Below are 13,293 nucleotides of genomic sequence, written 5' to 3' on the forward strand. Positions count from 1 at the left end.
GTTCTTGTTCGTCTTGAGACATCTCCAGAAGATATCACAGGTATGAAGGCTGCTCAGGGTATCCTTACAGTTCGTGGTGGTATGACATCACACGCTGCCGTAGTTGCTCGTGGTATGGGTGAGTGCTGCGTATCAGGTTGTGGCGACATCAATATGGACGAAGAGAACAAGAAGTTCACACTCGCTGGAAAAGAGTTCCACGAGGGAGACTTCATCTCAATTGATGGTACAACAGGTAACATCTATGATGGTCAGATCGCAACAGTTGATGCTAAGATCGCCGGTGAGTTCGGACGTATCATGGCTTGGGCTGATGAGTTCAGAAAACTTAAAGTTCGTACAAACGCTGATACACCTGCTGATGCTAAAAAGGCTAGAGAGCTTGGCGCAGAAGGTATCGGTCTTTGCCGTACAGAGCACATGTTCTTCGAGGAAGACAGAATTGCTGCATTCCGTGAGATGATCTGCTCAGATACAGTTGAAGAGAGAGAAGCAGCACTTGATAAGATTCTTCCTTATCAGCAGGGAGACTTTAAGGCTCTTTATGAAGCCCTTGAGGGATGCCCGGTTACAATCAGATTCCTTGATCCGCCACTTCACGAGTTCGTTCCTACAACAGAGGATGAAATCAAGAAGCTTGCAGATGCTAAGCACAAGAGCGTAGAAGAAATCAAGGCTATCATCAATTCTCTTCACGAGTTCAACCCTATGATGGGTCACAGAGGATGCCGTCTTGCAGTTACATATCCTGAAATTGCCAAGATGCAGACTAAGGCTGTTATCAGAGCTGCCCTTGAAGTTCAGAAGGCACATGCTGATTGGAATGTTAAGCCTGAAATCATGATTCCTCTTGTATGTGAAGTTAAGGAGCTTAAGTATGTTAAGCAGATAGTAGTAGAGACAGCTGATGCTGAAATCGCTGCTGCAGGTGCTAAGCTTGAATATGAAGTTGGTACAATGATCGAAATCCCAAGAGCTGCTCTTACAGCTGATGAGATTGCTAAGGAAGCTGATTTCTTCTGCTTCGGTACTAACGACCTTACACAGATGACATTTGGATTCTCTCGTGATGATGCAGGTAAGTTCTTAAATGCTTACTATGACACCAAGATCTTCGAGAACGATCCATTTGCAAAACTTGACCAGACAGGTGTTGGCAAGCTTATGGAAATGTCAATCAAACTTGGCAAGCCGGTTAACCCATCACTTCATGTTGGTATCTGTGGAGAGCACGGTGGAGATCCTTCATCTGTTGAGTTCTGCCACAAGATTGGTCTTGACTATGTATCATGCTCACCATTCCGCGTTCCTGTAGCAAGACTTGCTGCTGCACAGGCTGCTATCGCAGAAAAGGCTGCAAAGGCAAAATGCGATTGCAAGAAGTCAGTTGTAGATGATGAGACAAAGGAAAAGCTCAAGGAAGCTGCTGAGAAGGCTCAGGTTCTTGCAAAGGATCTTGCTGATGCATCTGCTGAGGTTGCTAAGGCTGGACTTGCCGGACTTAAGGCTGGTATCGAAGAAGCTAAGAGAGCTTATAACGAGAACAAGAAGAACTGATAGTATTGTATTTTTAAAGGGGGGTGCCTGTATGGTACCCCTTTTTTTATGTGAATTTCTGTAAAATAAAAACTTTTTCGGGAATTTTGGCGCTTTTAATGCTAAATTTTGCTGACTTTTTTTCTCAATTAGTATTGTTGACTACATGAAATACGCTATGTTAGTATCTTTAATTGTTAGACACGGCTAACACAGACGGCGGATAAGCCATTATGGAGGAGCAAATTTATGAAGAAAAGAGTTTTAGCTGCAGTTCTTGCTGTGGCAGCATTATCAATGGTTGGATGCGGAAACAAAAGTGTGGTATCTGAAGCTGATGAGACAACCGGGGAGGTGTCTGCAGAAGCAAGTGTAGAAAGTGATGCAGAATCTACAGTAATTGAAGATGAAGAGACAGCGGCAGGAGCAGCCCTTGATCCAAATGCAGAATATGTTTATGGAACAGCGACATTGACTTATGCAGAGTTTTATTCAGGAGATGTTTCAAGCACAGATTCCTACGACGCTGTATCATCTGCAACTGCTAAAAAGTATGAGCTTTTTACAAATATGAACACAGATTTTGTTGATGAGACTACAAACGCCGAGGGTTACAACGTTCTTGGTGTGAAAAACGTAAATGTAGCAGTAAGAGCAGATCAGCTTGATGAGTATAAGAGCTTGAATGACAGCTTTGTTGAAAGTGATACTGAGCCTTCACAGTTTAAGGTTGTAAATATTGAAAATGGAAAAGCAGATTATTCTGCAACAAGCTTTAATGTTGCAGATACTGTAACAGATGCTGAAGTTGAACTTCTTACAGGAACAAACTGGGGAGATTATCAGATCAATGTTATTGAGAATTCTACTTCTTATCTCAGAAATACCAGAGAAGACGAGGGATTCGCTGTAAGTGCTGATGTTCAGGGTATTATTGTTGAAACAAAATCAGGGCTTAAGGTAGGTATGGAACATCTTCAGAGCATCTGGGTTCAGCCTTATGAGATTTCATTTAATATTTCAGCTGACAATTCTCATAACAGTCATATTTCTTATGATAACCTTACTGAGCTTGACAAACTTGAAAATGAAAGCATAGTATCTGTAACATTCATCAATCAGAATGACGCATATGTGTATAACTTTGAGGAAGTATTTGTTAAACCTGTTTACCGTGATGCCAAGGTGACAGCAACTGTTGATGAAGCTGCCGGAACAGTAGCACTTACAGGAACACCTGCTGATTTGGAAAATGCAGCTGTTACAGTTACATATGTTGTAGGTCAGGGAAAAGAAGCAGTAAGAACCGTTGTATATGATGGTGAAGCTTTAGATGCAGTTACACTTGATGCTGATGCTCTTAAAGAGGCCAGGAAAGATCAGGCAGAAGAGGGCAATTATACAATAGTTATTTCAAGTGACAATTTTGCTAATATTGCTGTTGAGGTAATGAAATGATATTTTTATTATCTCTTTGCATAGCTCTTATATTTTCGTTGCTCTGTAGTGAAGTGTTAAGAAAAAAACCGCTCCCGTTTTATTTGGGAGCGGCATTTATATCACTGTTTTGTGCAGTATCAGTCTGGAGTGGGATTGTCTATCCCGATTGGTTTAACAGCTACATCTTTCCGATTTTTGCCCGTGGAGCTCTTGCGGGGGCTTTGTTTGTAATTGTGATGTATGCCGGAGTATTTGCTCCCGGAAGCTTTGGAGCAAAGGCATTTATGCCGATACGTGCGCAGCTTTCAATAATAGCCTGCATATTAACTTTCGGACATAACATTGCCTATGGTAAAACATATTTTAAAATGCTTTTCACCGGTGGTAGTGAAATGCAGACAGGAACCATGATTGCAGCAGTTTGTTCCCTGGTTATGATTGCAGTAATGCTTCCGCTTTTTGTTACTTCTTTTAAGGCAGTCAGAAAGAAAATGAACGGAAAGTCCTGGAAAAAACTTCAGAGACTTGCATATGTTTTTTATTTCCTCCTTTTTGTACATGTAATGCTCTTAACTGTTCCGAGAGCAATTATGGGTGCAGAAGGATATGATTTAACTGTATTTGTTTATGGTTTTGTTTTTATAAGTTATTTCTTGTGCCGTATTATAAAGGCCGTATATAAAAATGATAAAGAAAAAACTGTACATAGGCAGATGATAGCAGTATCTGCGGCGCTGTTTATTGCGACTTTGTTTGTCGGAACAATAAGTACATCCTCCAGTTCATCAAGTGTTGCATCCGAAGGATATTCAAGTTATTCTTATAAAGATGGAACCTATTCCGGGGAAGGAATGGGGAACAACGGAAAAATTAATGTTGATGTGACTATAGTTGATGGAAATATTGACTCGATTGAGATTACTAAATTCCCGGATGATGAGGAATATTTTGATGTTTCTGTTGACGGAGAGATGATGATAGGCAGAGTAATTGACGCCCAGGGAACTGATGTGGATGGAATATCAGGAGCGACATATTCTTCCGACGGCTTTATTTCGGCAGTTGAGTCAGCATTGGAACAGGCAAGGCAGTAAGTATGTTTGTTTTTTTAAAAAAGAGATTATTATTAATAGGCGAGAGCGTAGCCCTCGCCATTATTCTTTTAGGGTGTTCTTCCGCGGAAAGTGCTGTAAAGACAATGAAGACATCTACTATTTTTGCAATGGATACTGTGATGGAGCTTGAAATTGCAGGAGATGAGGAGCTTTTGTCCAAGGCTGAGGAAAAGATACGGTACTTGGAAAGCAGGTTGTCAGTAACAAATGATAATAGTGAGATCAGTTCTCTTAACCGGAATAAAGAAGCATATGTCTCCGGTGATACAGGGCTTATTATGTCAAGAGCTCTTTCTATCTGTGATGAAACAAATGGCGCCCTTGATATTTCAATTTATCCTGTTTTAAAGGAATGGGGCTTTACTGAAGACGCGTATAAAGTTCCTGATGACAGCATACTTTTAGAACTTTTGGATACTGTTGACTACAAAGAAGTAAGTATTGAATCAGTTGGGAATGAAAAAAGCCCGGATGCCAGGAAAAATATTGCTGATAAGGATGTTTTTTTGGCCCGAATCCCTGAGAACATGGAAATAGACCTTGGCAGTGTAGTTAAGGGCTATACAGGTACAATGCTTTATGACTTTTTTTCTGAAAACGGTGTAAAAAGCGGACTTATAAACCTTGGCGGCAATGTGCAGTGTATCGGAAGTAAACTTAATGGTGAAATGTGGAACATTGCCATAAAAAGCCCTTTTTCAGACAGTAAAACCGGGATAATAGGTGTTTTAAAGGCAAGCGATGAAGCGGTTATTACATCCGGCGGATATGAGAGATATTTCGAGGAAAACGGAAAAATCTATCATCACATTATCGACCCGTCTACCGGAAAGCCTGCTGAGTCAGGGCTTGTATCTGTGACAATCATTGGAAAAGACGGATTAAAATGTGATGGTTACTCCACATCTCTTTATATAATGGGACTGGATAAGGCAATAGAATTTTGGAAAGATAAAGGAGATTTTGAAGCCATATTCATAACAGATGAAGGTTCCATATATGTAACTGAAGGTGTATCCGACAGATTTACTTTATCTTCCGAATATGCATCAAATGAACTGAAAGTAGTTAGCAAGTAGTATTTTTTTATTTAACCGTACCGTTTGCAGGCACCCGGCTTTTGTTTCCTGAAATGGTAGACTTGCTTTATATTTTTTTAATACCTTTAAACCTTTAATAATACAATTCAGAATGATATATTGGTTGTATGGTTATCAAAATATTGATAATTTTTACCAAGAAAGGATTGTGTTATGAGTAAAAAACGTGGTTCTTTGATGTATGTTATTGTATTTGCTATTCTTTGTGCGGTTCTTGTTACAGCAATCGCTATCGAAGTGTTCTCCGTAACCAGTACTATCAGTACAAATAATGACCAGACTGAGGCTTACAGGTCCAGACTTGTAGAAGATATCAAGACAGAGCTAAAAAATGAGACACAGGAAGCAATGAGCATTTGTCAGGTAATGTATGACAGATATCAGGCAGGTGAAATGACAATGGAGGAAGCTCAAAAAGAATCTGCTGATATTATCAGAGAACTAAAGTATAACGATGGTTCCGGATATTTTTGGGTTGATACTTCCAAAGGAATAAACGTAGTTCTTCTCGGAAGAGACACTGAAGGACAGTCAAGATGGGATTCAGTAGATCCTAACGGAAACTACTTTATTCAGGAGATGATAAAAAATGGTATGCAGGACGGAGGCGGATATACTGAGCTTATGTTTGCAAAGCCAAATGAGACAGAGCCACTTCCCAAGATTAATTACACTGCATACTTTGAACCCTTCGACTGGGTAATGGGTACAGGTGTATGGATCGATCATATTGACACTTTACAGGCTGAATATCAGGCTCATGCTCATGCAGCTCTTATGAGCAATCTTACAAGATCTGTTATTGTTCTTGTTATTTTGATTATCGTTGGAATAGTAATTGCTATCTATATGGGCAAGAGAATAACAAATCCTATTATTCTGGTTACTGATCAGATGGTAAAGATGGCAGATAGTGACTTTACAGACAGTAAAGAAATGGAGCAGGTTCGTGCACTTAAGAAAGAGAATAATGAGATTGGACAGATTTCTGAAGCTCTCGATCTTATGCATAACAATGTAAGAGAGCTTATGATGAAGATTTTTGATACCACAAGTTATGTGGCATCTGCTTCAGAAGAATTATCTGCAAGTGCTTCACAGTCGGCTGATGCCAGTGAAATGGTAGCAACCTCATGCACTAATGTTGCCAATTCCTGTGCCGGACAGATTACAGCCGTGACTGGTGCAAGTAATGAGACAAGGGCTTTTGTTGATAATATGCAGGAGTTCAAAGATGCAATTGAGCAGACGACCAAGATGATTGAATCAACAAATGAGGCAGCAAAGAAAGGTGCTGCTGATATGACTAATGCAACCAACATGATGGGAACCATCAAAGAGTCGGTTGAAAATACTGCATCTGTTGTTGATGCTCTTGGAGAGCAGCTTAAGAATATTGATACATTTGTCGATACGATTGCTGAAATTGCCAGCCAGACCAATCTTCTTTCTCTTAACGCCAGCATAGAGGCTGCAAGAGCCGGAGAGATGGGAAAAGGCTTTGCGGTTGTTGCCAGTGAGATCAGTAAATTGGCGGATCAGTCAAATGAAGCTGCGTCAAATATCACTGAATTGATTTCAGAGATTATGCACAACTCAAATGAGGCTGTTGAAGCCATGAGGGCAGGCGCGGAAAGTGTTGTAGAAGGAACAGAAACAGTTAATGAAGCCGGAAATACATTCAGTAATATCGTAGACATGGTATACACGATTTCAGAACAGTCAGCCAGAATGAGTGAGATCGTTACTCAACTTTCTGACGGAACAGAGACAATTGCCGAAAATATCCAAAAGATAGAAGATATGAGTACAAGTGTAGCGGATGAAACTCAGAATGTATCTGCAGCATCTCAGCAGCAAACAGCAACAACCCATGAAGTTGCAGAGGCTTCTGACCGACTTGCTGAAAATGCTCAGGAACTTCAGAATTTTGTGGCTAGGTTTGAACTATAATGTTGTTATTTGAGTCTGAAAGACCGGGCAGATTACACTTTTGTATTCTGCCCGTTTTTTGGTTTTTTAGAAAAATGTTATTATTCTTCAACATTTTTACGATATATTGTATATAATAGTGTTATAGGTGTTTTGTATTGAAAATATGGGGAATGTGTATGAACGTATTAAAGATAGAAGCACAGGTTCAAAGACTTGATGAGGTATTGGGCTTTATTGACGGAGAATTGGAAAAGTTATGTGCGTCCATGAAAGTTCAAACGCAGATAGATGTTGCTGTTGAGGAAATATTCGTAAATATTGCAAGCTATGCGTATGGAGACGCTCATGGACAGGCTGAAATCTGCTTTGATTATAGAGAAAACGATTCAACGGCGATAATATCTTTTACTGATCAGGGAGTTGAGTTTAACCCATTGGAAAAAGAAGATCCTGATACAGGTCTTTCTGCCGAAGAACGTCAAATAGGCGGACTTGGCATCTTCATAGTTAAGAAAAGTATGGATAAAGTCAGTTACGAAAGAAAAAATGGCAACAATATTTTTACTATTGAAAAAAAAGTAATGTGATTTAATCGAATGAAGAGGGGTGGGTATGGCATCACCAGATGTGGATAGGCTTGATGAATTAAGTGAATATTCCGGTCTGAATTCTTTTAACCAGAACGCATTGGAAAAAGAGCTTGAAATGTGTAAAAAGCTGGGCGCTGATGTAAATAAACTCAAGGCTCTTAATTTTAATGCGCTTCAGCTTGCCGAAATAAGAAAAGGCATTGAAAGTAATATTGATTATTCTAAATACATGAATCCTAAAATGGCATGGACCGAGATGGAAGAGCTCAGACTTGAAATGTCTCAGGGTATAGATATGAGCGGGTATCGTGCCAAAGGATTTGATGTTCTTCAAATATCGCAGATCAGGCAAGGTCTTGCCGCCGGAATTGATGTTTCCGCATATGCCAAAAAAGAATATCTTGCAGATCAGATGAGGGAAATAAGACATGGCCTTTCCCAAAAGCAGCCTGTTCCTATCATTTTTTTTCTGGATCCTGCTTTTGACAGCAGACAGATGCATGAAATAAGAAAAGGACTTGAGGCAGGCATTGATATCTCAAACTATGCTTCTGTAACAATACCCTACATGAAAATGCGTACTGTAAGGGAAAGCGCTGAGGATGGCTTATATTTTGATGAAAAACAAATATTGGCACATGACGCAAGTGTGTTGGATCAGATTCATAAGGCTTTTGTTGATGGTATTGATATAAACAGGTATGTTAGGGAGCGTTTTGATGCGGAACAGCTTGAAGAAATCAGATTAAGCATTAAGGAAGGTCTTCCCATAAATGATTATATCACCGGGGATATGCGTGGCGATACAATAAAAGAAATACGATTGGGGCTTGAAAACGGCATTGATGTTACAAAGTATGCAGATTCGGTTTATAACTGGATGCAGATGTATGAGATGAGGATAGGACTTGAACATCAGATAGATATTACTTCTTATTGCAAGCCCTTGTACCGTGCAGACCAGATGCGTGAAATCAGGCTGGGATTAGAGGAAGGTCTTGATATAAGCAGGTTCTCTTCAATGATGTATACTGCGAAAGATATGCGCAGAATCAGAGAAGGAATGCTTAGCGGAACATATAAAGCAGCAGTTGAAGATGATTCCGATGCTGCCAAAAATGCACTTGACAGAACGGCAGGTGTCAAAGACAGCAAAGTGCTTCTTGACTCCATGATGGAAAACAGGGATATTTATTTGTCATTTACTTCCGGAAACCTTTTGGCATGGTTAAAGCTTCCGCTTCGTAGTGACGGACTTCATTATACAGAAGATGTCATTCTTGCTTTTCTGTTTAAATGTAATGTAAGAAAAGGTGTTGATAAGCAGGAAATCACAAAGATGATTGCAAATCTTAACCATAATGAAAAATATCTTGTGGCAGCGGGAAAAGAGGCAGTTGATGGTAAAGACGGCTATTATGAATACTTTTTTGACACGGACTTGGGAGAAGAACCCGAGATACTTGCAGACGGTACGGCTGATTTGACCAATATGGACTCCATTGTGCAGGTTCACGTTGGGGATAAGATTGCAGTATATCACAAGGCCACCAAAGGGCAGGATGGATATGATGTATTCGGCAAAGTAAAACCGGCAAAAAACGGCAAGGAAATACCTATTCTTAAGGGCGAAGGATTTATGATACTTAACGACAAAGTAACGTACGTTGCCAAGTGGACCGGCGCTCTTACCATGCCTGATGGGAATATCAAAATTCAGAAGATTTTGGTTATGCCTGAAGTAAGAATAACTGATAAAAAGATCAATTATGACGGAGTGGTTTATGTTAAGGGAGATGTTCACTCCGGCAGTGAAATAGTAGCTTCAAGTGACATTATTATTGGTGGGCACATGGAGAGCTCCGAGATAAAAAGCGGAGGAAATGTAGTAATAAAAGGCGGGGCAACATGTCCTATAAGAGGCAGCATTACTGCTGTGGGAAATGTGTCAGCCAAATTTTTTGAAGGTGTTACTGTTGTTGCCAATGAAGTATCAGCTAATTTTTTTATTAACTGCAACATTACTGCGAAAGGATTTATCAGAACCTATGGACGTGCCGGCATAATCTATGGCGGAACCTGTCATAGTACATATGGAATTGAAGTGGCATCAATTGGAAATAAGTCAGGAGCCAAGACTGTTGTTAATCTGGGTGTGGATTCATCTCTTTTATCTGAATATAGTGTCCTTAAGAAAAAAATAAGCAGAGAAGAAGAAGATTACAGAGCCCTTGCAAAAGAAAGAGACAGACTTCAGGAAATCGGAGCTGTTGACAGGCAGATTATGCAGTGGAAGGTTAAGATAAACGCTGCCGTAGGAGTGAAGGAGAATAATTTAAAGGAGCTTAGAAAACAACAGTATAAGTTCGAAGAAGAGATAAAAAAAGGCGGGAATGCGCAGGCTGTTGTAACAGAGATGGCCTATGCAGGAACAGTATTTGTCATTGACGGACTGGTATACAGACTTGATAGTGACAGAAGGGCATATGATAAAATAACCTTCAGATCAGATTCAAAAAAAGAGAAAATTCTTGTTTTATAGATTTGAGGAGGCGTCATGCCGATAGTAGCAGCGTTTATGGTACCTCATCCACCTCTTATAATACCTGAAGTTGGAAAAGGGGCTGAAGAACAATTGGAAGTGACAAAAACAGCATACGAGAGAGTGGCAGATGAAATAGCACTTCTTCAACCTGATACTATCATTATATCAAGTCCCCATACTGTTATGTATGCTGACTATTTCCATATTTCTCCGGGAAATGCTGCCATGGGATCTTTGGACAGATTTGGTGCAAACGGAGTTAAGTTTATCGAAGAATATGATATTGAGCTTGTTTCTGAAATTGAAAGGATAGCCTCAAGGAAATCGTTTCCTGCCGGAACTTTGGGAGAAAAGGACAGAAATTTAGACCATGGAGTTATGGTTCCGATTTCTTTTATCAGGAAAAAATACAGAGGTGGAAAGATAGTCAGAGTTGGACTTTCGGCATTACCTCTAACGGAACATTACAAATTGGGACAGATTATTAAAGAAGCTGCGGATAATACCAATAAGCGCATAGTTTATGTGGCAAGCGGTGATCTGTCTCATAAGCTTCAAGAGTATGGACCATATGGATATGCTCCGGAAGGACCGGTTTATGATCAGAAGGTTATGGATGTCTGCGAGAGGGGAGCTTTTGGAGAGTTATTGGAGTTTGACGAGAAGTTCTGTGAAAGAGCTGCAGAGTGTGGACACAGATCTTTTGTTATCATGGCTGGTGCTCTTGACGGAATGAAGGTTATGGCTTCCAAGCTTTCACATCAGGATATAACAGGTGTTGGGTATGGTATATGTTCTTTTTATCCTACAGCTGCGGACAATAACAGATATTTTCTTGATGAATATATTTTGAAAAAGGTAAGAGAATTAAGCAGATTACGTGAAAAGTCAGATGATTACGTTAAGCTTGCATACAAGTCAGTATATAACTATGTTCTCCATGGAAAAGAGCTGAAGCTTCCCGATAATCTTCCGGAAGAGATGCTAAATACACATGCCGGAGCTTTTGTGTCAATTCATGAGAACGGAAAGCTTCGGGGCTGTATTGGAACTACCTCGCCTACAACAGATAATGTGGCTCTTGAAATCATACAAAATGCCATAAGCGCCTCAACTAAGGACCCACGGTTCGATGCCATAAAGGCGGATGAGCTTAAGTTTTTGGAAATAAGTGTAGATGTTCTTGGAAATCCGGAAGATATTTCAGGATTATCTGAGCTTGATGCCAAAAAATATGGTGTTATAGTTTCAAGCGGAAGAAAGAGAGGACTTCTTTTACCGGATCTTGACGGAGTTGATTCTGTAGAGCAGCAAATTGAAATTGCTATGCAAAAAGGTGGGATCACACGGGATGATGAGATACATCTTCAAAGATTTGAAGTAGTGAGGCATTTTTAGTTTAATATCAGAAAGAAAAATCCCTTCTGCAACAATATATGCAGAAGGGATTATTTGTATGACACATAAAGATGTATCGTTTTTTACACTTTAAAAGTATTATCTGACTGCGGTTAATGAAACATTTGAAAGTTCAGCACTTGAATACTCAGCGCCATCAGCAGGAACTGCTGAGAAACCAAAGGAAACATTTGATGAAGAAGCAATGCTTCCGTTGTGACCGGCGTTTTCGATAACGTAGTGGTTTCCTTCATGGCTTATGATATTTGCGTTCCAGATATTTGTAATTTCATCTGCAAAGTCAAATTCTATAGTCCATCCATCAAGAGAAGAATCGGTATTGTTTTCTATCTTGATTTCACCATTATAGCCATAGCTCCATTCCTGCTTTGTTAGTGAGACATTGACATTTTCCATATCAACAGATTCTTCCTTTGATACAAGTGAAGTCTCACTTACTTCCGGAACATTTTCTGAAGTTTTTGTTGCAATAAGTCCGAAGGTGTAGCTCTCACCTGCAGCAAGATCAGTCTTCCATGATGGATGAGAGATTACATAACTTCCGTTTTCAGAAGAAACGACTTCTGCATTCCAAATCTGATCAATAGTTCCGTCAAAATCAAAGGCTATTTTCCAGTTCTTTACAACTGCATCAGAGCTGTTGGTTACAGTTACGTTGAGCTGTACCTGATCATTCCAACTTGTTACAACTTCGGAGTTTATATCAATGTTGGACGTTGGAACGGCAGCTTCTGTAAAGCTTGCTACAAAGCTTACATCCTCATTTGTAACTTCAGAAAGAGAAACGCTGTCACCGGGCTGATATAAAGCACCATTTTCTTCAAGAATCCATCCATCAAAGTTGTAGCCGACTTTTGCGGGAACTTCGGAAGAAATAGTGATGCTGTCAGAGTTTTCAATTGTATATGTGTTTTCGTCAACCGGAACGTTAGTCACATCTTCATCAGCTTTATAAGTAACCTTGTAGTTATTAAGTGCATAATGGCAGAACAGATAAGTTCCTTTTGAGTGAGCAGCACTTGTCGTAAGGTCGCTTGTTCCGGCAGATCCTGTGTAGTGGATATAGACAGAGTAATCGGTTTCTCCTGTCGCTTTAACTGTATAAGGCTTTAAGAAAAAGTAGTCTATACCTGTATAATTCGAATATCCTTTTTTGTAGTCAGCTCTTTCAAGATGATATCCGGGATAAACAGGAGCAATGTCAGCAACGTATCTGTTCTGATTACTTTGGATGTCAAAGGATACATTACTTGAACTTCCAAGACTTGCTTTTTGTGATGTTAATGAAGTGTTGCATACAAGCTCGGACAAAGTAAATGACTTGGTTACAACTTCTGAGTCTTCTTCAGCGTAAGAAGTAAATGAAAACGTTCCTACGAAAGAAGAAATACTGAGCACACCTGCCATAGAACAGGCAAGCAGCTTTGATACAAAACTTTTTTTCATTGAAATACCCCCATATATAATATTTTTATAGGCGTTTGTGAAACGCCAAAAGCTGCATAAATACGGCACTTTTGCTCTATAAAAAATGAATAACCCCTCACCGGATATGGTACAATAGAATTGACGAGAAACCACTGACCAATACCAAGAAAGGAGTTATTCTGATA

At 39.8% G+C, this 13,293-nt stretch carries 9 protein-coding genes; 8 read left to right on the forward strand and 1 reads right to left on the reverse strand.

Translation table 11 applies throughout. The annotated features are described in order from the left end of the window. The 8 genes from J6O61_RS16450 to amrA all read left to right on the forward strand — a co-directional run. Positions 1-1,557: putative PEP-binding protein (locus J6O61_RS16450; RefSeq protein WP_292215371.1), on the forward strand; the 1,557-nt coding region annotated here is incomplete at its 5' end. A gap of 228 nt (positions 1,558-1,785) precedes the next feature. After that, entirely contained in the window at positions 1,786-2,994 is a 1,209-nt protein-coding gene (locus J6O61_RS16455) for a hypothetical protein (protein WP_292215373.1), read from the forward strand. Further along, entirely contained in the window at positions 2,991-4,070 is a 1,080-nt protein-coding gene (locus J6O61_RS16460) for an FMN-binding protein (RefSeq protein WP_292215374.1), read from the forward strand. Before J6O61_RS16455 ends, J6O61_RS16460 begins: the two co-directional genes overlap by 4 nt. A 104-nt stretch (positions 4,071-4,174) precedes the next feature. Then, positions 4,175-5,170 (forward strand): FAD:protein FMN transferase, encoded by a 996-nt coding sequence (locus tag J6O61_RS16465; RefSeq protein ID WP_292215376.1) that lies wholly within the window; start codon positions 4,175-4,177, stop codon positions 5,168-5,170. 174 nt (positions 5,171-5,344) lie between these two features. After that, a complete protein-coding gene (locus tag J6O61_RS16470; RefSeq protein ID WP_292215378.1) occupies positions 5,345-7,144 on the forward strand; it encodes a methyl-accepting chemotaxis protein in 1,800 nt (599 codons plus the stop codon). A 158-nt stretch (positions 7,145-7,302) separates the two neighbouring features. Beyond that, positions 7,303-7,713, forward strand: coding sequence for an ATP-binding protein (locus tag J6O61_RS16475; protein ID WP_292215380.1), 411 nt, complete (start codon positions 7,303-7,305; stop codon positions 7,711-7,713). Positions 7,714-7,738: 25 nt separating this feature from the next. Next, positions 7,739-10,258 carry a DUF342 domain-containing protein gene (locus J6O61_RS16480; RefSeq protein ID WP_292215382.1) on the forward strand — a complete coding sequence of 840 codons (2,520 nt, stop codon included), beginning with the start codon at positions 7,739-7,741 and terminating at the stop codon, positions 10,256-10,258. A gap of 15 nt (positions 10,259-10,273) precedes the next feature. Beyond that, positions 10,274-11,659 carry an AmmeMemoRadiSam system protein A gene (amrA, locus tag J6O61_RS16485; RefSeq protein WP_292215383.1) on the forward strand — a complete coding sequence of 462 codons (1,386 nt, stop codon included), beginning with the start codon at positions 10,274-10,276 and terminating at the stop codon, positions 11,657-11,659. A gap of 99 nt (positions 11,660-11,758) precedes the next feature. On the opposite strand, the gene J6O61_RS16490 is transcribed toward amrA, so the two are convergent. Further along, entirely contained in the window at positions 11,759-13,126 is a 1,368-nt protein-coding gene (locus tag J6O61_RS16490; RefSeq protein WP_292215385.1) for a cellulose binding domain-containing protein, read from the reverse strand. Positions 13,127-13,293: the final 167 nt, after the last annotated feature.

The sequence above is a fragment of the Butyrivibrio sp. genome (assembly GCF_017635265.1).
Taxonomy (GTDB): domain Bacteria; phylum Bacillota; class Clostridia; order Lachnospirales; family Lachnospiraceae; genus Butyrivibrio.